Raw genomic sequence first — 21,914 nt, 5'->3', positions numbered from 1 at the left:
TTTGATCGAGGAGGAAGATCGCCTGATATGAAAGGGATCCGACAACTTGCAAAGCATCTCGACATTTCGATCGGAACGGTTTCCCGCGCGCTGAACGGCAAGCCCGATGTGAACGAGGAAACCCGCAAGCGCGTGCTCGCCGCCGCCGAGGAGCTTGGCTATGTCGCCAACCAGTCCGGCCGCAGCCTGCGTCAGGGAACGACCAACGCGATCGGCTTGATGATCGAATCCAGCAAGGAGACCGTCGAAAATAGCGACGACTTCTTCCTCGGCGTCACCGGCGGTCTGCAGAGCGTCCTGGCACGGCACAAGCTCGACCTCGTCATGCTGCCCTGCCCCAATGACGAAGACCCCTACGAATATCTGAAGCGCATGGTGGCGCGCCGCGTCGTCGATGCAATGATCATCTCGGCAACACAGCGGATCGACAAGCGCATCGATTTGYTGGTCAAGGCCAAGATCCCCTTTGTCAGCCTCGGGCGCAGCTCGTCGGGCGGCAACTACCCGTGGATCGACCTTGATTTCGAGGGCGTCGCGACGTCGGCCGTCGACCGGCTTGTTGCCAAGGGTCACCGCAAGATCGCTATCGCCGCACCGTCGAACGACATCAACCTCGGCTACATCTTCGTCGATTCCTACCGGCGGGCGCTGGAGCGGCATGGCATCAAATACGATCCGAACCTCGTCATCCGGGTGAAATCGAGCGAACAGGGCGGCTATCAGGCGGGCCATGAGCTCTTGCTGCTCGACAGCAAACCGACAGCCATCATCCTGATCTATGAGCTAATGGCATTCGGGCTCTATCGCCGGCTGGTCGAAGCGGGTGTGATTCCCGGCCGCAACCTCGCCATCATCGGCTTCCGCGAAGAGCCGCGCGGACGGTTCCTGCAGCCGTCGCTGACCTGCTTCCGCATGTCGCTGCGCGATCTCGGCGTCGAACTCGCCGAGACCCTGCTTGCGACCATGCCGGCCTATGCGGAATCCTATCCGGAGGGAGCCCGCAACACGATCTGGCCACTGGAGCTGGTGCCCGGCGAAAGTGACGCGTTCTCGCTCACGTCCTGACCGTAGCCTGCGTATTCTCGTGGTCCTTGCGGGCGATCAGCTGCGTCACGAGGAAGACGAGCAGACCGCCTGCCGCCAGGCAGATCGCGAGGAAAATCATCGGTGCGATCGTGCTGCCCGTGCTGTCCTTGATCCAGGGCACGACGTTCTGGGCCACGAAGCCGCCGAGATTGCCGACCGAGTTAATCGCGGCGAGGCCTGCCGCAGCTCCCGCTCCCTTCAGGAAGCGCGACGGCAGGCTCCAGAATACCGGCTGCGGCGCAAAGATACCGGCTGCGGCAACGCATAGGAAGGCGAATTGCAGCGTGTTGTTGGGGATCAGCGCCGAGAGCAGCAGGCAGGCCGCACCGATAAAGGCCGGGATGACGATATAGGGCGTTTTCGAGGACGCCTTGTCGGCCATCGCAGGCACGGCATAAAGCGCGACCGCAACCAGGATCCACGGGATGACATTGATGAAACCGTTGACCGTGTTGGTGACGCCGAAACCATGGACGATGGTCGGCAGCCAGTAGCTGAGACCATAGGCGGCCAGCGGGAACGCCACGTAGCAGAGCGACATCAACAGCACGCGCGGATCGATCAGCGCCTTGAAGCCGTTCTCGGCATTCTTGTCCATGCCGGCATTTTCGCTGTCGAGCCGGTTCTGCAGCCAGCTCTTTTCGTCGTTGCTCAGGAACGTCGCGGTCTGCGGGTTACCCGGCAGGTAAAAGAAGGTGACGATACCGGCGATCACGGCCGGAATGCCTGTCGCCAGGAACACCCATTCCCAGCCCGCATAGCCATAGAGGCCATCGAGATCGAGCAGCATGCCGCCGAGCGGCGCGCCGACGGCGTTTGCCAGCGCACTGAAGATCATGAACAGACCAACCATGCGGCCGCGATAATCCGCCGGGAACCAAAGCGTCAGTAGATAGAGCACGCCCGGGAAGAAGCCCGCCTCGCAGACGCCGAGCAGAAAGCGCAGGATGTAGAACATCGTCGCGTTCTGCGTATAGGCGAGCGCGATGGTGACGATACCCCAGGAAACAAGAATGCGCGCGAACCAGATGCGGGCGCCGAGCTTGTTCAGAAACAGGTTGCTGGGAACTTCGAACAGGAAATAGCCGATGAAGAACAGCGAGGCACCGAGGCCATAGGCATATTCGCTCATGCCGAGATCGCCGACCATCTGCAGCTTGGCGAAACTGACATTCTGYCGGTCGATATAGGCGATGAGATAGAGGATGCCGAGGAACGGCATCAGGCGCCAGGTGATCTTGGAGATCAATTCCCGTTCGCTGACCATGCTTGCTTCTCCGAAATGATATTGCTCAGCAGGTACTTATGGCCCGGCCTGGGATTATCAATCGAACGTTGCACATATCGGTGCTGCCGCGCCGCCGGAGCGTCGCGGCAATGGTTCATTCGGCGGCCGCGACCGCGGCACGGCGGCCGATGGTTGCCTGCGTCACGGCAAAAGCCAGGAAAGCACAGATGGCGATACCGCCGGCCATCGGCAGCGCGGTGCCATCGGCAACCACGCTTGAGAAGACCATGGCGACCGCCGAGATGACGAAATGCAGTGTGCCCATCAGTGACGACGCGGTGCCGGCGATCTCGCCGTGATCCTCCAGCGCCAGGACGGCGCTGGTCGGAATGACGAGGCCGAGGAAGCCGTATCCGGCGAACAGGAATACCGCCATGACAGGAAGCTGGTCGAGGCCGGCCGCCATGACGGCGACCATGGCGATCATGACAAGCGCGTAGGAGGTGACGGCGATGCGCATAACGCGGACAAGGCCGAACTTCTCACCGAGCCAGCCGGTTGCCTGCGACACGGCGAAGAACGACACGGCGTTGATCGAGAAGGCGAAGCTGTATTGCGTCGGCGTCAGCCCGTAATGCTCGATGAGCACGAAGGGTGAATTGGCGAGATAGACGAGGAAGCTCGAGATGCCCAGGCCGCCGATGAAAGTCAGCGTTATGAAGTTGCGGTCGCGCAAAAGCATGCCGTAGGCGCGCATGGCGCCGGCGATGCTGCTTTCCTTGCGCTGGTGGGCAGGCCGCGTTTCGTCGAGCTGGGTTGCCAGCAGAAGGATACCGATGAAAGCCGCAATGGTGACGGCCCAGAACACGCCCCGCCAGCCGTAAAAGGCGATGACGGCGCTGCCGGTCAGCGGCGCAAGGATCGGCGAGATCGAGAAAACCAGCATCAGCAGCGACATAAGCCGCGCGGCCTGGACGCCGGTATGCATGTCGCGGACGACTGCGCGCGGAATGACCATGCCGGCAGCACCACCGATGCCCTGGATAAAGCGGAAGGCGATCAGCGTTTCGATATTCTGTGCCAGCGCGCAGCCGACACTGGCGACGACGAAGACGCTGATACCAATATAGAGCGGCAGCTTTCTGCCCCACATGTCGGACAGCGGCCCATAGAGAAGCTGTGCCAGGGCAAACGAGATGAAGAAGGCAAGCAGGCTCAGCTGTGTCACGCTGTTATCGGAGTGAAGGTCCGCCCCGATGGACGGCAGCGCCGGCAGATACATGTCGATGGCAAACGGCCCGATGGCCGACAGCAGGCCGAGAATGAGCGCAGTGCGAAAGAATGGAGCGTTCATGGCGGTGATCTTTCATAAAAACGCAGCGGAAGAGGCGGAAATTCACACCACCGCTTTGCTTTCGAAGGGGTTCAATTTGGGTGTCCGGAGCGGTCCGTCGGCGCCTTGGGAGAAGCTTCAACGAATACGCATCGGTATGTCAATTATTTTGGACACTGGTGTAAAATTAGACAGCATTGTCTAAAACGTCAAGACGCATTACATTTACGAATATGAAAAATTCCGCGACACCCGAAAAGCGATCCGAAGGACCGACCCAGCGCGGCCAGTTCAAGAAGCGTGCATCGATCCTGGAGGCCGCGGCCGAGGTTTTCTGCCGCGAGGGTTTCGCCGGAGCGAGTGTCGACGAGATCGCCATCGAGGCCAATGTCTCGCGACAGACTGTCTATAATCACTACTGCGAGAAGGAAACGCTGTTCGTCGCCGTCGTCGAGGACGTCATGAGCCGCGCGGACCAGATGCTGTTCTCGATGCTTTCGACCTTCCCGGTCAATGCCGACAATCTGGAAGACGATCTCGTTGCCTTTTCAATTCGCATCAACAAGAACTGCTTCTGCAATCAGGACGGAAAATTCCTGCGCCGTCTGATCCAGAACGAAGGCGAGCGCTATCCGCATCTCTTCGAGACCTGGCGCCAGCAGGGGCCGGGCCGGATCATCTCGGCGCTCGGGGCGCTGTTTGCGCGGCTGAGTGCCGGAGGGGCTCTGAAGATCGATGATTTCGATGTGGCAGCCCGCCAGTTTCTGGCGCTCGGCAATGCCGATCTGCAATTGATGCTGCTCTTCGGACAATTGCCGACGGAATCACAACTCGAAAGCGCAGCACGCAACGCGGTGCGGACGTTCCTTCGTGCCTACGGCACCGAAAAGCTAGCCGAACGGCCGCAACTTGCGGCCGTCAGCGGCTAATTCAGGCAAACACCATCATCTGCGGCGGCACCGACGCCAACATGCCTGCGCGGCGCGCGACGGCATATTTCAGCGACTGTTCGACCACCGCAGGCATGACGGGCTTGCTGACGACACCTAGCGCACCCTTGACGCCGTTTGCGACGGCCTCCGGGTTGCCGGTCATGAAAACGACCGTGATGCCATGCTCTTCGGCAAGGCGGCGGCCGATTTCCGGACCTGTCGCGCCATCGGACAGGTTGATGTCGACGAAAGCCACGTCCGCCAAGTGCGCAAGCTGCAACGCCTGCTCCTTGTTGGTCGCAAGTCCCGCGACTTCCATTCCCAAGTTTTCGACTGTCGCCTCGAGGTCGAGGGCGATCAGAAACTCGTCTTCTACAATCAATACTCTCTGGTTCATAACGTTATCCCGCAGCCATTTACGCACAACATTGATGGCCATGACGCCCTCTTCCGTTAACCCAAGCACGCGAAAGAACTTCATTCCGGAAGGTTGTGAGCCTCTGGAACTTGAGCAGATAACGGTGCTGAACAGGATATGTTCCGGGCCGGGACGTATTTTTTTGAGTTTAACCCGTTGTTAACATTGATAAAATGTTAAAATTAGCTAAGCCTTTGAAATGATAGGCGGCTCAGGATGCCGCCTGCGTGGTTATCCACAGGGCGGGATAATAAATAGGCGCCTTACATTTGTCCACTGGGCCAGAGATTTGTCAGTTTGGCCTAATGATTGACGTCCACGCAGATTTTTCCACGCAGATTTTCAATGCAGAAGCATTAACTCGTTCCCAGGTTTCTTCCGATTTGTTAGAAAGTTAGTTGATCTCTCTAACGCTACTAGATGTGGTCTAAGAGCGGTCGCCTCCCTCAGCGATTTGGCCTGACATGGGCACCCATATCATCCAGTATATAACATCTGAAATCGTCGTCTGTTCGTTGAGGCACACCACAGCCATTCGTTCCAGTTAGCACCCTTCCCGTGGAGTTGCCCCATAAAAACCGGACAGGATCAGATTTCTGTTTGACGGTCTAAGAACTCGCGCGGTGAGCGATATCCCAAAGCTTTATGCGGGTGAAGCGTGTTGTAGTGCTCGAACCACAATGGCAGTTGGGCGATGACAGTTTTAGCGTCCGGAATGGAATTGACCGAGACATAATYGCGCTTGAACGTCTTTACGAAGGCTTCGGCCATTCCGTTGGACTGAGGGCTGCGGACCGGGGTCGTACGAGGCTCCATCCCGATGTCCAGCAGCAGCGATCTCGTGTCTGACGCAATAAAGCACGATCCATTGTCAGTCAGCCATTCGATGGGCTTAGGAAGGATATTGATGCGGCCGAAGCGGTTTTCGACGGCCGTGATGACAAGGTCCTGAACATCGTCGCTTTTGATGCCTTCCGTAGTGGCGACATGGGCAATTGCCTCGCGATCACAGCAGTCGAGCGCAAAGGCAACGCGGACCTTTTCTTTGTTATCGCAGCCGATTTCGAAACCGTCCGAGCACCAACGCAAATTCGATTGAGCGACAGCGACACGACCATCGTGGCGACGGCTATCAATGGCTCCAGTATGGCGTTCGAGAAGCAGGCCATGCACCTTCATCACCCGATAAACGCGTTTGACGTTCGGCCATGAGCGGCTTTCGTTACGGGCTTTACGGCGTAAGAGCGCATGAACCCGGCGGTATCCATAGGTTGGCATCTCGGAGATGATCGCTTTGATTTCGTCGACGAGATCATCATCCGCGAASGGCGGCCGACCACGGGCTTTTGGAAGGACGCTGTCTCACTYGCTCCSCCATGTTTGACCGGGCAACACCAAAAGTCTCGCACACAGCCGTCATCGGGAACTTCCCTTCGGCAATGACATCGAGCGCAACAGGTGTTTTTTTGGGCCGGTGGCGATCTCAAGCGCCGGCAAGCTTCTCTGCCGTCGACCAGCGACGGCGGCGCTCAGGGCCGGACAGGACTTCTATCTTAGGACTGTGACTGGTCATAATGGGCACATTACCTCGCACACTTGTTAAGTGGGAGATCGTGTCCGGATATTTATGGGGCCATTACATTACCTCAGGTGGCCTAGAGATGATCGATTGTCAGGGTGATGCAATTGCTAAGGCAGAATTCTTGCTCGCCGTCGCCAGTCCGCACCGACTTAGGATCCTCCAAGCACTTGAGACCGGCGAGTTGCCAGCAGGAGGCCTTGCCGACCTTCTTGGGCTGAGCAAGGCTGCAATATCGCAACATCTTGCCCGATTGAAACTCGCAGGATTGGTGAAGGCGCGACGGGACGCCCAGAACATCTTCTACTCGATCAAGGCGGATAGCGCGTATGTTATCCTAGAGATGCTGTCCAACCTCTTTGCGGGTCGCGAGGCTGGTACCGTCACATCGCTCAAGACGCGCGACCATCCTTAAGCGGTACAGTGGCCGCAGGCACGGGTGGAACCTTGCGCGTGTGCGGCTGTCGCTCCTGTAGGCTGTCATATACCGCTTGCTTGGGCAAAAAGGGCCCGCCAAGCAAATCGAAACAGCGAGCCCTCCTCAAGCGCGGCAGGGCCGCTGTCCACTACAAATCACCTCAAGGAGCCTTATTCAATGGAACTCTAATATTAACGTTACCTGCTGAGGGTAAGGACCGATACTAGAGCAACCTGCAGAGCACCAGCTTCAAACTTCCAAAGCGGACCTGCACTGAAACGTCGACTAACGGCTTAACTCGCAACGACGTTTCAATTGAAAGCTGACGGGTAGGCCAGTCGTGCCTTAGCCACCTTGGAAAGGTAGGCTTGAAAGAAGCCGCCCGCAACCGCATCTAGATCTGAGCAACTCAGCTCTGAGCTGTCGGCCCTCGCCACGGTGCTCGTCGCCGCCCCTGAGGATGTGTCTGCGGCCAAGGAGATTTTAAACATGGGATTCATAGATCGGGAGATCCAACCCGGAAGTGAAGCATTGCTTCTGGATGCGTACTCGAACTCCGTCGCAACTGCGGTTGATGCGGTTGGGCCGGCGGTCAACCGCATCGAACGAGTCGGAGAACGGACAGGTCATGGGTCGGGCTTTGCCATTTCGCCCGACGGTATCGTCGTCACGAACAATCACGTCGTCGATGATGCCAAACGCGTTCGAATTACGACACCGGACGGTGTTGAGGTGGAGGGGAGGGTGCTAGGGCGAGATCCTGATACTGACCTCGCCTTGATCCGAGCCAACCATTGGTCAGGTGCCTGGGCGAAGCTCGGGGACTCCAAAAGTTTGAAGAGGGGCCACATTGCGATCGCTATAGGGAACCCGCTTGGCTTCGAGTGGACGGTGACGGCGGGAATAGTATCGGCCCTTGGTCGCTCGATGCGTGCCGCAAGCGGCCGCCTCATTGAGGACGTTATTCAGACAGACGCAGCGCTGAATCCGGGGAACTCGGGCGGGCCGCTCGTTTCTTCAGCAGGAGAGGTAATCGGCGTCAATACGGCTGTCATTCAGGGTGCGCAGAGCATCGCGTTCGCAGTAGCATCCAACACAGCTCAGTACGTGGTATCGGAACTCTTGCAGTTTGGTCACGTGCGACGTGCAGCCATTGGCATAGCCGCGGATACGGTGGAGTTGCACCGCAGAATTGCCCTAGAAGCCGGACTAACACAGAGCACTGCTGTGCGGCTGCGGCGAGTGGAACGATCGAGCCCTGCAGACCACGCGAACTTGCAAGAGGGAGACTACCTGCTTTCGATCGACGGAAGTCCCGTTACCGGTATCGACGATATCGTTCGTTTGCTCGACGCTAGTAGAATCGGCGTGGAGGTCGAGGTTCTGATTTACTCTGTGGCACGGAAGCTCGAACGGCGAACATTGACCCCGATCAGTCGCGTTCATTAGTATGCTACCGTTCAACTTTCCCAATTCGCACATCGACGCAAGAAATCTGACAGGTATAGGCCGCGATCGTCGACCGCGGCCTGGTGGCGTTAGAGCGCCCTGATGTTCTCCGCCGCAGCCTTACCGGAACGGCGGTCCTGGACAATCTCGTAGCTGACTTTCTGCCCCTCGCGAAGAGTGCTCAAGCCTGATCGCTCGACCGCCGAGATATGGACAAAGGTGTCAGTACCGCCGCCGTCGGGGCTGATGAAACCAAAGCCTTTGTCGCTATTGAAGAATTTTACGGTTCCGTTCGGCAATGTCATTTCCCTTGCTAAAAAACACCCCAGCTTGCCCACTTGTAATTCGGCGTTCTTAGAATGCAACCAGCAAGACGCAAATTTGAGCGCACCTGAGCTCTATGCCTCTGCAGGCGTAGCGTCCCGCCGCTGTGACTACTTGGTCCGAACAGACTTGGATCTCTCGTCGGTGGCGGCCTGGAATGTCTGCCGGGCGCGGCGAAGGCCCGACCCTCGCGGGATCGGACCTTCCCTTGCGCCGCCTCGTAACTTTTGAGCGCAGCGCCGGGTGGATATGCAGTTGCTGGGACAGCGGTCAACCTGAAATCCGACGTACCTCGTTCCTCCTCGTTGGCAGCTTCTGTTGAGACCATCTGGGACGACCATCAGCTATGCAGTCTGGGGAGGCTTGCTGGATGGCATCCGCGTAGCCATCTAAGCGTCAAATGTACTGCAGGCGAATCGTGTTACCGTTTAGACGTAAGCGAGTTCGCGCGTCTAATCGCACTCTGAACGAACAGGATTTCCTTTGGAAAACTTCGCTATGCCCACTTTGGGTCTTATCGTCGGCTTCATCACCGGCGCATCATTAGCGGCCGCCACTTTACTTAGCCTAATTGCCTGGAGCGGGACACGGGGACAGCAGCGATCTGCCGTGGGGCGCACCGCGCTCAGAGCCCTCCTTATCCTCGATGACTTTGCGACAGCATGCCACGCCGCGGCCTTCGATATTCCGGAATACGACGAGGATGACCCGGGGCACTACTTTATGCATACGGATGAGCCCATCTTCGCACTTCCGGACGATGTCGATTGGTCGGTCCTTGGCGCGGATGTCGAAGAGGCTCTTGTAAGGATGCCCGGTGCCAGCCGGAACGTCAGTCGAGCTTTGGAGCATCTGGATTCTGCCCCCAAATTAGACAACTCATTCTTCGAGAAGCGAAGTGCAGAGTACGTTCGGCTTGGACTCCAGGCCTTCGAACTGGCAGATCGCATTGAGCGCGAGTTCGCGATAGCTTCGGTGGATAGGCCAGACTTCTATCAGCCTCGAGAGAGTTTGCTGCGGGAGCAACGTGATCGTCTTTCTGCTGATCTGGGGCGGCAGGCAGCCTTACGCGCTCAGGTATCAGGCGGGTCCAACGTGACGTCAATCTTCGCTGCTCGAACAGTTAGGCAGCCCGACTGATCAGCGAGACAGCATCGACAACCAGCTATGTTGTGACTGTAGTCGGTTGCGCTGAGGCTAGCGGCAATCGACCGAAGAACGAGACCCAGACTGCAAGGAACGGTTATCGATTGTGGTTCGTCACCACAAACTTCAGGTAGCTGCCGGCATCGGAAACGTCGCGAAAGAGGTGCCTCGCAGAGCCTTTAGGTTCCGTCGTCCAGCCTCCCACTGGATAGTCGCGGAACAAGTGCCCAGTTGCCGGATCGCGCTTGACCCAGCCATGATCGATGGGGCCGCCGTCCAAGCGGCAACAGACGACCAGAGCTGGTTCCGGACCCGAGAACGTCTTCACGAGGTAATGCTCGGCGAAGCCATCAATGCCGTGCAGCACCTCGGTGATTGCTCCGAAGACGTCTGTCGGGGATGTTGCCTTGGCTGGGGAATGGGCGGTTCGTCGCGAACGGTACGTATTCATCTGCATGCCATTGAATCTCAACACCGGTCATGTCGATGCAAGTCTTGGATGTCAACAGCGAACAGTGAGTTAGGGTTCTTCATCGCCACTGGCACTGTCGCGGGTCTCCATCGCAAGGTCGTGGAGCGCTTGTGTGTCCTCGGGATCGAACTCCGCCGACAAGATCACAGTCAGGAAGGCCGCGCGAGCAATCTCCTTCTTGGAAGCTTTCGGGTGACGTTCCTTGACGGCGTCTATTAGCGCCCTTGGCATCATACCGGGCACCGCGAGTTCCCGGATTGTCGCGGCAATCGCCTCCATCTCACGGAGCTTCTTTTCGCGCATGGATGCCTGCCAGCGCAGAAGACTTCCACATAAATATAATAGTTTTGTGATCGGGTTAGGCGAATGCAGTTACTCAGTTGAAGCGTCGGAGCTTCGTTAGAAATGGGCAAAACGCCTCGAAGGCGACCTTTCTCCTGACCTGCAGGACAGCAAGCGGCCCGTGACTGCCGCTTAGAGCTCGATATCTTCGGCTATCGGGGATTTGTCTGGAATGGCGCTGTTGAGACGCACTTCCACATTGCGTAAAACGCCGAACTACTGCGTCCGGCTTCCCGGCCGCAATTGGTCGGAACACGAGGCTGCCTTTGCAGCGCCCTTGAGGCATCACCTTGGCGTCATGGAGCCTCTGAACCTCATACGTGGTTGGCACCTATACCAATGTATGGTGTTGGATGCCTTCGAGCCGCTGATCGCGTGAAACGCCTGAGTGGGGTCTGCTAACAGTGTCAAGGGCGAGCGTGTCTTATGAGAGAAGCTTCGTTCAAGGGGCGAACTTAAGTATCTGTAATGTCGACACAATTACCTCACGCACCAGATGGTGCAACCGCAGTAAAAGCGTCGCCATGACTTGCAGTGGAGAGACATTCCTCGCGCTTGGACATCTCCGATAGCAGGCCGATGGACGGGCGTGTCCGAAAAACCAGTCATTTATGACATATCTAGGCACTATTGCCGCTGATAGTTTTTCCGCTGTTGCGAGCTAATGTTCGGAATATAGCGAAGAATGCACAATGAGGGAGCCGCAATGGCCTCCGGGTTCCTTACCGATGACGATGTTCGCTTCGAGCAAAAGTTCAGGCCTGTCTTTCCGGGTAGTCCGGCGCGTCCACTCCATCCATTATCGCGCCGTGTCGCTTATTTCCTCGTTGGGTGCGTGCTTGGGCTAGCTGCTGGTTTCGGCAACGCCCTGGTCTTAACGAACACGGTATATCTACAGGGGGCTCTCGGAGCCGACGCCTCAGAGGCTGCGTGGATACCGACCGTCTACGTTATGACGTTCATAACGATGAACCTTGTCGCAGTGAAGTTTCGTCAGCAGTTTGGACTTCGCCTATTTACGATGCTTGGCATAAGCGCATTCTGTGTCGTCATGGCGATCCATTTGGTCGCTCGTGACTTTGTGGGAGCGGTTTGGGTTCATGCGCTGGCAGGTGTCGCTTCTGCCCCGCTTTTGACGTTGACGCTATATTATTTTATGTCAGCTTTCCCGCCAGCAAAAGTGCTGAACGCAAGCGCGTTTGCGCTAGCTATCTCGCAGGTCGGGACCCCGCTCGCTCGCCTTTTTCCTGGAGACGACTTCATCCACGATCAGTGGGTTTCGATCTACTATTTCGAGCTCGGCCTGGCTCTTATTTGTCTCGTGCTCGTTGGCCTTGTGAGGCTACCTCCTAGCGAGAAAGATCGCGGGTTCGAGTATCTGGACATGTTGTCCTATCCACTGCTCGCGGTCGGGTTCGGATTGTTGACCATTGTCATTGGCCTTGGTCGCTTCGAGTGGTGGACCGATCGGGACTGGCTTGGATGGTGCCTCGCCGGAGCGATACCTTTGATCGCTTTCGGCTTTCTCCTGGAGTCCTCCCGAAATCGCCCTTTGCTAGAGGTAAGGTGGCTGGGAGCCGAGGGCTTGTTTAGGTTCTTGTTGGTCGTGGTTTGTATTCGCGTCGTGTTGGCGCAACAGCAGACCGTTGCGTTCGGCCTGCTGGGGAACGTTGGCGTCTTGAGCACCAACGTGCGCATGTTCTCTGTGGTTTTGGTTGCGGCCTCCGTCCTTGGGTGTCTCACAGTCGCCTGGATCGTGAAGCCGACCAATATCCTCTTTCTCGGAGCGGTTGCTATGGCCCTTGCCGGCGCGGCGGCACTTTACGAGTCGTTTTCTTCCAATCTAACCCGTGCGCCCGAACTACTCGTCACGGAAGCAATCATATCGTTTGCGACGACGCTTGCGGTAGGCCCGACAATCGGTGTTGGTCTTGGGAAGGTCGTGAAATCGGGAGGGCGATACCTGGCGTCCTTTCTTGTAATCCTCTCAATCGCGCAGAACCTGGGAGGCCTTTCTGGATCAAGTATTCTAGGCACTATCCAGATATTGCAGGAAAAGGCGAATTCGGTCGCATTGATTGAACGTACACCCGCCTTCGATGCTGCGGTCCAGGCCCGCATAAACCAGGGCGGCGGGGGAGCAGCAGGCGTCGCCAGCCTTCAAAAGGCGATGACGCGGGAGGCGAATGTGCTCGCTTACAACAACGTGTCCTTCATTGTCGCCGTCATCGCATTCATAACCGCAATCTATCTCGTCGCCAGGGGCTTGTATGAAAGCCGATTGGCTCGACGAACCAAACTTGATGTTGGAGGTCCAAGTGTCCGTAGCTAATGACGAAGTCCATCAATGGACAATAAGATCTCCAGGCTGGTTAGCATTCCTAATTTACCTATTGGTCGCTGTCGCCGGCGTGCTTTTGGTGCTGTATGCGTGGAATCTACCCCCCTTCAACGGGCCAGTACAGCGAACGGAAGACGCCTACATCCAAGGGCACACTACTCTTTTGGCTCCGCAGGTAAACGGCTATGTCGAGAAAGTTGCCGTGAATGACTTTTCCAGCGTCAAAGAAGGTGATCTGCTCTTCACGATAGACTCGCGGCGCCTGAAGCAGGCTGTCGCTCAGTCAGAGGCGAACCTTGACGCTAAGAAAGCAGCCCTTGCCAACAATAAACAGAAGCTCGCTCAAACACTTGCAGACGTGGATCTTCAGAACGCGATGATCGCGCGAGCGCAGGCGTCGCAGGTGAAAGCGGCTGCGGATGAAGTGCGATCACAACGTCTTGTCAGAACCGGCAGTGTGTCGCAAAGTGAAGACGACGCCGCGGTTGCGGCTCTCAAAGAGGCTGCAGCCGAAGTGGCGCAAGCGCAGGCTGCCTTGCAAAGTTCACTTCAAGCTGTTGAAGCGGTCCGCGTGAATCAGCAGGTCCTTGAGGCCGATGTCGAGGCTGCGAATGCCCAACTTAGCGCAGCGCAGATAGATCTCGGCTACGCTACGATAACCGCGCCCGCAACTGGAAAGTTGAGCGAGATCGGCGTCCGGCGCGGCCAATACGTCGTGCCCGGAGCTACTCTGGCGTACATCGTGCCTGCAGAGCGCTGGGTGATTGCGAATTTCAAAGAAGCGCAGACCCGAGACATGCGGCCTGGGCAACGTGCTTGGTTTACCGTAGATGCTTTGGCAAGTACGCCAGTATGCGCAAAGGTCGAAAACATCGCTCCCGCGACCGGCGCACAGTTCAGTGCCCTTAAACCGGACAACGCAACCGGCAACTTCACGAAAGTCCCACAGAGGATACCGGTGCGAATTGCCATTGACGAAGGCGAGGAGCAGTTCGCACGATTGGGGCCAGGGATGTCCGTCGTGTTGTACGTGGACACTTCTGGCGGCAACGGTAAGTGCCGCTGATGTCACGTCAAATGTGTTGCCTGTGCCGTGAACGCCGCGAGGGCATGCCAACCATCGATGACATGGTCATCTAGGATGGCGTCATATCGTCGCAAGATCAGCTCGGCTTCGGTCGCTGTCAAGCCAGTGGAGAGCGGAGTTTTTGACTGTGTAATCGCTTGTCTGAAGGATGTTGACGGCTTTGATCAACGCTTTGTGTTGAAGGTCGTTTTCGGGCCGCAGACCACGTTGGTCGTCTGTCGTCGTTCGGATGGCGAGCCTTTCGCGCACGGGTCCGTCAAATGCGACGAGTATAACGGAAGGTTTTTTGTGAGCTATGGCGTCGAAGGTTGGAGCCGCGATAATCAGGTCACAGCAAGGCATTATTTTCGTGACATTGAGGACGTCGCAAACTACCTCAAATTCATCGTTGCATCCCAGACCTAATGCACAATTGCTCACGAGAGCTTGAGCTTGTGACTAAAACCGTTACTCTTCCAAGTATCTTCGCGGCTGAACGCCAGACATTAGGTCCGCGCAGCGTCGCACGCGGACCTTGAGCGCCTCATTAATAACGTTACCGCGCCGATAGCCAAGCGAGGATGTTCTTGACGGTGTCGCCATAGAAGACTTCATACTGATCGCGGGAAATGTAACCTACATGCGGCGTGGCGAGCACATTTGGCAAGGATCTGTAAGGATGATCTGCAGGCAGGGGTTCGACATCGAACACGTCCAGTGCCGCACCACCGATCCCGCGACCTTCGAGCACCTTTATCAGGGCTGTCTCGTCCACAATCGGGCCGCGTGATGTGTTGATGAGCCACGCAGTGCGCTTCATCAGATTCAGTTCATTGATCCCGACCATACCTGCCGTGCTGTCGTTGAGGACAAGGTGAACGCTCAAGTAATCTGATTGTGCGAAAAGCTGTTCCTTCGAAACCGCTTCAACGCCGACTTCGGCAGCGGTTTCACTGGTCAAACTCTTGCTCCACGTAATCACATTCATCCCAAAGGCTTGCCCTACCTTCGCCACCGCAGAGCCAAGGTTGCCGAAGCCCAGGATGCCCAGGGTCTTTCCGTAGAGTCCGCCCCCCACGCTGACCTGCCATCCTCCAGATCGCAACGAGTTGACCTCTTCGGTAAGGTTTCGCGCCGCACCCAGGATGAGAGCCCACGCAAGTTCCACTGCTGGTGTCGGGAGATATCCTGTGTGCAGCACTTCGATACCGTGCTTTGCAGCCGCTGCGGTATCGATCGATGCGTTCCGTGGTCCAGTTGAGACGATTAGCTTCAACTTCGGGAGTCGCTCGAGCACATACGATGACATCGGGCTGCGTTCTCGCATTACGCACACGACGTCATAATCCGCCAGGCTGGCTACGAGCTTGTCGGGGTGGCCGATTGCTTCGTTGAAGACCGTGATATCGGCTTGTTCTTTTACGGCTGACCAGTCGGCCATGCTCAGCGCTACATTCTGATAGTCATCGAGGACTGCAATTTTCATTTCGATAGTCTCCATATTTTCCCGGCAATGAACCGGGCCGCTTTTCTGGATGGTGTCATTCGCCGCGATCGTTGCTTTTAATCCTTGTCACGAACTCGTCGACCGTGAGCGCCTCAAAGCCGAAAGTAGGGAATGAGAATTTTAGAGCTGCTTCATGAGTCTCGCGGTTGAACTCAGCTACTGCGTCCGTCAGAAAAGTGACGTGATAGCCGGCTTCGATCGCATGTCGTCCCGTACCCTCGACACATGTGTGCGTGGTCAGGCCCGCTAGAACCAGTCTTTCGATACCCTTCTCCTTGAGCTTTTCATCGAGGTCAGTTCCGATGAAGGCGTCGAAGACACGGTGGTGCCCTGCAACAATGTCTCCATCCTGTGGCTGCAGCGGCTCAAAAAAATCGTCTCCGCGTTCGCCGATCCAAAACACCTTGTTCTTTACTGCTGCAGCGAGCCGCGGATGCACATGAGGAAACTCATCAAAGCTATGATCATGAAGGCCGTGCGGCGCATAGACGATTTGAAGACCCGCTTCCCTTGCTCCCGCTACAAGCCTGATCAGGTTAGGTATCAGGTTCACCCTCTCCAATTCAGATTGGATCTCTGGGAACACCTTGCCGTCCTCTGAGAGAAAATCGTTGAGGACATCTATCAATACGAGAGCAGACAGGTTCGTCGAGTTGCTTGAAGAGCTCATGAGTTCGTGTCCGTTTGCGTTGCGCAAGATCTTCTCCGTGCTCACCCGAGCACCAACCGGCGCTCAGACGAGAGACGCCAATTTGTGAGTTGTTGCAGAAGGACTACGCGGCTGTTGGATGGGCGTAAACTATACGATGATATGGAAAGATGACCGCCACAGGAGTGACCTACGTATGTTATGCGGTCTTGTCGCCAGATCCCTCTCCGGAGACGCCAGCCTGAAGAAATCTGGCTGCCCTTCCTCGATTTAAGACGAGGACAACAGACGCAAAGGCAAGCGCGGTGACAATAGCCGAGGCAACTTCAATGGCAGTCAGAAGCCCATATGCGGTGGCTACTTGGCCAAGAACGATAACAGCGATGCCTTGTGTCAGGTATGCAACCAGAAACAGCGCGGACAGCGTACCTCCACGGTGATGAACCGGCGCTTTTGCATTGATCAGGTTCAAGCCCCCCGCGAAGATGAAGCTGTAGGCCACTCCCGAAAGGACCGCGGAAGCGAAGAAGAGGAGGAGTGAATGATCGATACCCGAGGCCGTTAAGAGCCCAACAGCGGCGATCGAGAGGATGCCCCCCAGCGCAATCGATATCGATGCTTCCATTGTTTTGGCCTTCAGCGCTACGACACCGACGGCAATCGCGAAGATCGCAAATGTCGCGCCGTTCACCAGCACATTGGTTGACCCGACTACATCGCGAGCGATCTGCGCTCCGAGAGACAGAGTTATCGACCCGAGAACGTAGGAGGCTGTCACGGCCATGGTGGCGGTAATGAATATGAGCCTGATTGAGCTTGGGATTGCGATCGCTCTAGGCCTCCACTTCCCATTGCTCTCGGCCGAAGTGTGACGGGGAAGTAGCCAGGTGGCTGCGAACAAGGCGATCAACGCGATTAGCAGGACAATGAAATTGAGTCTTGTCGGGAAGGGGGCATATTGAATGAGAGCTCCGCCAACCAATCCTGCCAAAATAAGGCCGCCAGCTTGAGCCGCTGTTGTTACCGCTCCAGCTTTCTGACTTTCGCCCGGCTTGCTGAACTCAAGCACTGCTGCGGCCGAAGGCCCCGCTGAGAGCCCTACGCCAACGCCCATGAAAGCCCTGCCAGCGAATAGCCACATCACATTGGGCGCAAGCGCGAAAAGCAAGACGCCCAAAATTGAGAAGCCTAGACCGGCGAGCATAGCGCTTCTGCGACCGATGTAGTCCGAGAGGTTTCCAAACAGCACTAGGACCGCAACCACAACTATCGGATAAATCGCAAACACCAATGTGGTGGTCGAAGGGGTCAGATCCCAGTTATGAGCGTACAAGGGATATGACATGGAGGGCGCGGCGCTGGTCCAGAGCGTGTGACCGACCACGGCGGCCGACACCCAGAAGTTGGCCGCTCTGCTCAGTGAAAATCTGTGACTTCTCATCTCTTATTCCTGCCTGTGATCGGGCGACATCTCCGTTCGATTTGGATTTTCGGGAGCGACGCATTATATGTTAGGTAACATCTAAGCGACAGATAGATGTTGGGCAACATATATTCAAGAGGTTGGCATGGGCCGAGTTTCGAAAAAGCAGGCAGATCAAAACAGGAAAGACGTCGTCAGCGCGGCGTCCCGACTGTTTAAGGAGCGCGGTTTGGGCAACGCGGGCATCGACGACCTAATGGCTGAGGTCGGGCTAACCCGCGGCAGTTTCTACAAGATGTTCGGTACGAAAGAGCAGTTGGCAGCCGAGGCCTGCGGCGTGGCGTTCGAGAATGCAGAAAATGCGTGGTCTTCACTGAAGGAGGGTGATCATCTTAAACTGGAGGCGCTGGCTCGCTATTACTTGGAGCCAAAGGCACCTGCGCAGGACTGCCCGATGGTGACCATTAGCGAAGACGTTGCCAGACTTCCACATGATGATCCTCAGAGGGACGCGTTTACCAATGGCTTCAAACGATTGGCCGGTTTGGTAGAGGGCGAGAAGCCGGGCTTGCAGCACCTGACTTCCATGGCGACACTCGTAGGTGCACGGATCCTCGCCCGATCGATTAATGACGACGACTTGTCTAAGGCGCTGGTTTCCGCGGTTATTAGAGACCTTACGGACAAAACCTAGCTACCGCGATTGTCCCTTAAGTCGCACTCTGTCCGCCGTCGACAACAATCGCCTGGGCATTCACGAAAGATGATCTGTCGGAGAGAAGAAACAAGGCGACTTCAGCAATTTCTTCCGGCTGAGCAAACCGGCCTAGAGGGATGCCTGCTGACAGCGGATGCGACTCGTTACCCGCGTCGTCGACTTTAAATCCGGCTGCGGTCATAGGCGTCTTGGTGATCGACGGATTTACAGAGTTTACACGGATACCGTAAGGACCGAGTTCGACGCCGGCTGCGCGGGCGAGTGAAATGACGCCCGCTTTGCCAGCGCTATAGACTGAGAACCCCGATTGTCCGATCACCCCGAGCACCGATCCATTGAAGACGATTGCTCCGCCTGTTCCTTGCGCCTTCATCTGTTCTGCTTCCGCTCGAAGAAGGAAGAATGCAGCCTTCAGATTCGTGTCGACGACGTTGTCCCACGACGCTTCGCTTTGTGCTTCGATGAGGCCGCGCCCGCTGATCCCAGCGTTGTTGAACGCGCAGTCCAACCTTCCCCACTTCTCGACTGTCTTCGCGACAATCCCCGGTATCCCGGCAATGTCGGTCAGATCTGCCTGAATAAATATGGCGTCGCCGCCACCATCCAAGATGCCTTTGACGACCTCGCCACCTTCACTAGCTCGCCGGCCGGTGATAGCGACCTTAGCGCCCTCCTTGGCAAAGAGCAGGGCGCTCGCCCTCCCGATCCCAGATGTTCCTCCTGTAACCAAAACGACTTTCCCGTCAAGCATACCCATGCAACACCTTTTGGTTTGTGGTTGTAAGATTTGTGGCCAGTGATCGTGAATCCGATACGCCGCGCTGCTTGGAGTTGCCTTCGCCGGTTTGAAACGTAGTCGCAACAACGAGCCAAGCGCCCCATGCGGTTGGTTGTAAGCGAAGCATCTTCGTCTCGGTGCGAAGGTGCAATTATACGAAAGGTTAGTTGGTCCCGCGAACTTGGTGGTCGCGGTTTGAGGAGCACAGCAAACCTGCTACCGTGAAAAGGGATCAACTGTAGGAAGACTGGCTGCAGCTCGTAATCAAAGTCTCGAAAGTGCCCTTTCGAGGTCGTCAATCAGATCTTGCTCGTCCTCGATACCCGCGGAAAACCGTAGAACTCCTGCCGAAATGCCAAGCTCGACACGCGCCTCTTCCGATATACTTTTGTGGGTTGTCGTAGCGGGATGAGTGATGAGGCTACGAGAGTCCCCAAGGTTGTTTGAAATCAGGATCGTCTTCAGCTCGTTCTGAAACTTGAACGCAGCCTCCTTGCCTCCGGCGAGTTCGAGGCAGACCATCGTTGAGCCACCGCTCATCTGCTTAGCCACAATTTCGGCTTGCGGATGGTCTGCCCTCCCAGGATAAATCACCCGCTTTACTCGCGGGTGGTCCGCAAGAAAGTCTGCAATCTTGGCCGCGTTGGACGATTGCTGTCGTACGCGAAGAGGCAGGGTCTCAAGGCCCTTCAATAAGGTCCAGGCATTGAACGGCGACATCGCTGGTCCGGTATGCCGGAAGTAATCGTGAAGGTGTTCTTTTATCCATTCGCTGGATGAAAGAACAACACCGCCCATTACACGACCCTGTCCGTCTATGTGTTTTGTCGCCGAGTAGACAACGATGTCAGCGCCGAGCTCCAAGGGCTTCTGGAGCAGGGGCGTGGCGAACACGTTGTCAACGATGAGTTTTGCACCGATGGCTTTAGCCAGCCTCGCTACTGCCGCTATATCGACGACCTCAAGCATCGGATTGGTAGGGGACTCGAGAAAGAACACTTTGGTGTTCGAGCGGACGGCCTTTTCCCAGTTCTCGATATCGCGCCCATCGACGAAAGTGTAGGAGATCCCGTAGCGCGGCGCCAAGCTCTCAATGATCCAGCGGCAGGAACCGAATAGTGCTCTCGCCGCGACGATATGATCGCCTGACCTGAGCTGACAGAGCAAGGCCGCACTTATTGCTGCCATACCGGACGCGGTTGCTCGTGCATCTTCCGCGCCCTCCATAAGTGCCATTCTTTTTTCGAGCATGTCGTTGGTGGGGCTGGCATAACGTGCGTAGACAAAGCCTTCCGCATCGCCGTTGAAGCGTGCTTCCGCCGATTCTGAACTCTTATAAACGAAGCCCTGCGTCAGGAAGATGGCTTCCGATGCCTCGCCAAACTGCGAGCGTGTTGTGCCGCCGTGGACAAGGTTCGTTGCTATGCGACGTCCGCTGCTCATGTCATTTCCTTCGCTTCGTTGAATCCAATTGGAGACAGAGACAGCGTCATCCAATAATAGTTGCATATACACCTATATTTTTTGCTGCGTCAATTAGGCCTTCACTAGGTCAGCTATGTTCCGATCGATCAATTGCGCCCGTCGCGATAGGTTCCGCTTCCTCGATAGCAATGCCAATGGTGGCGGTGCATGAGGCAACCTCCATCCCAGGTCCGCGGAGGGCTGTAAGCCCACACTCTGACGGAACAGCCCAAAATATACGGCTCTCAGCGCTTCAACACGAACACCGGCCGCCCATTCTGCGAGGCGACGATACCCTCTTTGCCTTTGGTCAGGACCAAGCATTTCTCGAAAGCTTTTGGATCGGGCTTTATACATATGCCGCGATCTACGGCTCGCCACGTTGGATGAATACTAACCAGGCTGTCGCTGTCGGGTTCAAGTCGAAGAAGTCAAAGTACAGCAAGTCGACGAAACAGTCGAACGGGTTGAAGACATTTCCACGGCGAACCTGGCGCGAGTGTTCCATGCAGCTGAAGATAGACCGGCTACGGGGCGTCGTCAGCGGCTACCTGGAGCCATGCGCTCAGCGGTTCAACACGAGGCCGGCAAGACGAGCTCTGGTGTGTCGCGGATGGCCACCGACGGCGAGCTTTCGGCCGACGACCTCGCGATCCTTGTCGAGGAGAACAAGCGATTGCTGATGCTGCTCCAAAAGAAGTTGAAGGATGAAAATCAGACGCTCCGGAAACTTATTGCACGGTTTCAATAAGATGCGTCAAATCTCTCACTCAGCGGATTCAGTATCCGCCGCTAGCACTCTCACCAACTGTATGATCGCTTTGCGGGTGCTGGGATCTGAGATTTTGATGAAAGCCTTGTTCAGAGCAGCGCCGTCTGTTGATCCAAGGTGACGTTCGATCACGTGCTTTTCGGGTAGATCAGAAAGCGGGCTCCCCTCTTCCCCAAAAAGTGCGGCAGGCGTCGTGCCAAGGATCAACGCGATGTTCTGCAAGCGGCTCGATCCCACACGATTGCTTCCCTTTTCGTATTTTTGGACCTGCTGAAAAGTGATCCCCAGCTGTTGTCCAAGCGCACTTTGAGATAGGCCCAACAGCTTTCGTCTTGAGCGGATTCTGGCCCCGACTTCGACGTCGATGTTGGATTTCACAATGGGCGTGCGCGACATGTTCTGACCTTTTTAGAAAACACAACTTTTGAATAGGCATAATGCTATAGATTGTCGACTATGAGTGGAGCAC

General features: G+C 56.4%; 22 protein-coding genes and 1 pseudogene. 10 read left to right on the top strand and 13 right to left on the bottom strand.

Going from position 1 to position 21,914, the window contains the following annotated elements; translation table 11 throughout:
- The first annotated feature begins 27 nt into the window (after positions 1-27).
- The gene (locus tag AC1DJO_RS20755) at positions 28-1,065 is read left to right on the top strand and encodes a substrate-binding domain-containing protein (protein ID WP_112388925.1); all 1,038 of its coding nucleotides are present in this window, start codon (positions 28-30) and stop codon (positions 1,063-1,065) included.
- Here AC1DJO_RS20755 and AC1DJO_RS20750 read toward each other — a convergent pair.
- Together AC1DJO_RS20750 and AC1DJO_RS20745 are read right to left on the bottom strand one after the other, a co-directional pair.
- Positions 1,055-2,353 (bottom strand): MFS transporter, encoded by a 1,299-nt coding sequence (locus AC1DJO_RS20750; RefSeq protein ID WP_477972791.1) that lies wholly within the window; start codon positions 2,351-2,353, stop codon positions 1,055-1,057. The genes AC1DJO_RS20755 and AC1DJO_RS20750 overlap by 11 nt on opposite strands.
- 115 nt (positions 2,354-2,468) lie before the next feature.
- Positions 2,469-3,668: a multidrug effflux MFS transporter gene (locus AC1DJO_RS20745; protein WP_477972789.1), complete on the bottom strand. Its 1,200-nt coding sequence runs from the start codon at positions 3,666-3,668 to the stop codon at positions 2,469-2,471.
- Here AC1DJO_RS20745 and AC1DJO_RS20740 point away from each other — a divergent pair.
- A complete protein-coding gene (locus AC1DJO_RS20740; RefSeq protein WP_477972787.1) occupies positions 3,667-3,852 on the top strand; it encodes a hypothetical protein in 186 nt (61 codons plus the stop codon). The two genes, AC1DJO_RS20745 and AC1DJO_RS20740, sit on opposite strands and share 2 nt — an antisense overlap.
- Entirely contained in the window at positions 3,845-4,576 is a 732-nt protein-coding gene (locus AC1DJO_RS20735; RefSeq protein WP_477972785.1) for a TetR/AcrR family transcriptional regulator, read from the top strand. Before AC1DJO_RS20740 ends, AC1DJO_RS20735 begins: the two co-directional genes overlap by 8 nt.
- Before the next feature lies 1 nt (position 4,577).
- Here the strand turns inward: AC1DJO_RS20735 and AC1DJO_RS20730 are convergent, their stop codons facing one another.
- Both AC1DJO_RS20730 and AC1DJO_RS20725 read right to left on the bottom strand, forming a co-directional pair.
- A complete protein-coding gene (locus AC1DJO_RS20730) occupies positions 4,578-5,018 on the bottom strand; it encodes a response regulator (RefSeq protein ID WP_112388921.1) in 441 nt (146 codons plus the stop codon).
- Between the two features lie 567 nt (positions 5,019-5,585).
- Positions 5,586-6,468 (bottom strand): annotated as a pseudogene (locus AC1DJO_RS20725) (IS3 family transposase); the annotation flags it as partial.
- 190 nt (positions 6,469-6,658) lie between these two features.
- On the opposite strand from AC1DJO_RS20725, the gene AC1DJO_RS20720 reads away from it, so the two are divergent.
- Both AC1DJO_RS20720 and AC1DJO_RS20715 read left to right on the top strand, forming a co-directional pair.
- Positions 6,659-6,991 (top strand): ArsR/SmtB family transcription factor, encoded by a 333-nt coding sequence (locus AC1DJO_RS20720; RefSeq protein WP_477972783.1) that lies wholly within the window; start codon positions 6,659-6,661, stop codon positions 6,989-6,991.
- 492 nt (positions 6,992-7,483) lie between these two features.
- Positions 7,484-8,443 (top strand): S1C family serine protease, encoded by a 960-nt coding sequence (locus tag AC1DJO_RS20715; RefSeq protein ID WP_477972781.1) that lies wholly within the window; start codon positions 7,484-7,486, stop codon positions 8,441-8,443.
- A gap of 89 nt (positions 8,444-8,532) precedes the next feature.
- Here AC1DJO_RS20715 and AC1DJO_RS20710 read toward each other — a convergent pair whose 3' ends face one another.
- Positions 8,533-8,742, bottom strand: a complete 210-nt coding sequence (locus AC1DJO_RS20710) for a cold-shock protein (protein WP_477972827.1) — start codon at positions 8,740-8,742, stop codon at positions 8,533-8,535.
- Positions 8,743-9,250: 508 nt separating this feature from the next.
- On the opposite strand from AC1DJO_RS20710, the gene AC1DJO_RS20705 reads away from it, so the two are divergent.
- On the top strand, positions 9,251-9,907 hold the full coding sequence (locus tag AC1DJO_RS20705) for a hypothetical protein (RefSeq protein ID WP_477972779.1): 657 nt from the start codon (positions 9,251-9,253) through the stop codon (positions 9,905-9,907).
- A 103-nt stretch (positions 9,908-10,010) separates the two neighbouring features.
- Here the strand turns inward: AC1DJO_RS20705 and AC1DJO_RS20700 are convergent, their stop codons facing one another.
- A complete protein-coding gene (locus tag AC1DJO_RS20700) occupies positions 10,011-10,370 on the bottom strand; it encodes a hypothetical protein (RefSeq protein WP_477972777.1) in 360 nt (119 codons plus the stop codon).
- A 63-nt stretch (positions 10,371-10,433) separates the two neighbouring features.
- Positions 10,434-10,688 carry a hypothetical protein gene (locus AC1DJO_RS20695; RefSeq protein ID WP_477972775.1) on the bottom strand — a complete coding sequence of 85 codons (255 nt, stop codon included), beginning with the start codon at positions 10,686-10,688 and terminating at the stop codon, positions 10,434-10,436.
- A 724-nt stretch (positions 10,689-11,412) separates the two neighbouring features.
- Here AC1DJO_RS20695 and AC1DJO_RS20690 point away from each other — a divergent pair.
- Both AC1DJO_RS20690 and AC1DJO_RS20685 read left to right on the top strand, forming a co-directional pair.
- Positions 11,413-13,059 carry an MFS transporter gene (locus tag AC1DJO_RS20690; protein WP_477972773.1) on the top strand — a complete coding sequence of 549 codons (1,647 nt, stop codon included), beginning with the start codon at positions 11,413-11,415 and terminating at the stop codon, positions 13,057-13,059.
- Positions 12,998-14,134, top strand: a complete 1,137-nt coding sequence (locus AC1DJO_RS20685) for an HlyD family secretion protein (protein ID WP_477972771.1) — start codon at positions 12,998-13,000, stop codon at positions 14,132-14,134. Before AC1DJO_RS20690 ends, AC1DJO_RS20685 begins: the two co-directional genes overlap by 62 nt.
- Before the next feature lie 556 nt (positions 14,135-14,690).
- Here the strand turns inward: AC1DJO_RS20685 and AC1DJO_RS20680 are convergent.
- From AC1DJO_RS20680 to AC1DJO_RS20670, 3 genes are all read right to left on the bottom strand, one after another.
- Entirely contained in the window at positions 14,691-15,620 is a 930-nt protein-coding gene (locus AC1DJO_RS20680) for a D-2-hydroxyacid dehydrogenase family protein (protein WP_477972769.1), read from the bottom strand.
- A gap of 55 nt (positions 15,621-15,675) precedes the next feature.
- A complete protein-coding gene (locus tag AC1DJO_RS20675) occupies positions 15,676-16,338 on the bottom strand; it encodes a cysteine hydrolase family protein (protein ID WP_477972767.1) in 663 nt (220 codons plus the stop codon).
- 151 nt (positions 16,339-16,489) lie between these two features.
- Positions 16,490-17,731: an MFS transporter gene (locus tag AC1DJO_RS20670; RefSeq protein WP_477972765.1), complete on the bottom strand. Its 1,242-nt coding sequence runs from the start codon at positions 17,729-17,731 to the stop codon at positions 16,490-16,492.
- 127 nt (positions 17,732-17,858) lie between these two features.
- Between AC1DJO_RS20670 and AC1DJO_RS20665 the strand changes: the two genes are divergently transcribed.
- Entirely contained in the window at positions 17,859-18,407 is a 549-nt protein-coding gene (locus tag AC1DJO_RS20665) for a TetR/AcrR family transcriptional regulator (protein WP_477972763.1), read from the top strand.
- Positions 18,408-18,423: 16 nt separating this feature from the next.
- Here the strand turns inward: AC1DJO_RS20665 and AC1DJO_RS20660 are convergent, their stop codons facing one another.
- Complete coding sequence (locus AC1DJO_RS20660; protein WP_477972761.1) at positions 18,424-19,188, bottom strand: SDR family NAD(P)-dependent oxidoreductase; 765 nt, start codon at positions 19,186-19,188, stop codon at positions 18,424-18,426.
- A gap of 285 nt (positions 19,189-19,473) precedes the next feature.
- The gene (locus AC1DJO_RS20655; protein WP_477972759.1) at positions 19,474-20,652 is read right to left on the bottom strand and encodes an O-succinylhomoserine sulfhydrylase; all 1,179 of its coding nucleotides are present in this window, start codon (positions 20,650-20,652) and stop codon (positions 19,474-19,476) included.
- A gap of 580 nt (positions 20,653-21,232) precedes the next feature.
- On the opposite strand from AC1DJO_RS20655, the gene AC1DJO_RS20650 reads away from it, so the two are divergent.
- Positions 21,233-21,424, top strand: coding sequence for a hypothetical protein (locus AC1DJO_RS20650; protein WP_477972757.1), 192 nt, complete (start codon positions 21,233-21,235; stop codon positions 21,422-21,424).
- 15 nt (positions 21,425-21,439) lie between these two features.
- Here the strand turns inward: AC1DJO_RS20650 and AC1DJO_RS20645 are convergent, their stop codons facing one another.
- Positions 21,440-21,841 carry a helix-turn-helix domain-containing protein gene (locus tag AC1DJO_RS20645; RefSeq protein WP_477972755.1) on the bottom strand — a complete coding sequence of 134 codons (402 nt, stop codon included), beginning with the start codon at positions 21,839-21,841 and terminating at the stop codon, positions 21,440-21,442.
- Positions 21,842-21,914: the final 73 nt, after the last annotated feature.

The organism is Rhizobium sp. 05N430 (assembly GCF_056396985.1).
Note: the sequence above shows the minus strand (reverse complement) of the source record. Positions and strands in the feature narration are given on the sequence as shown.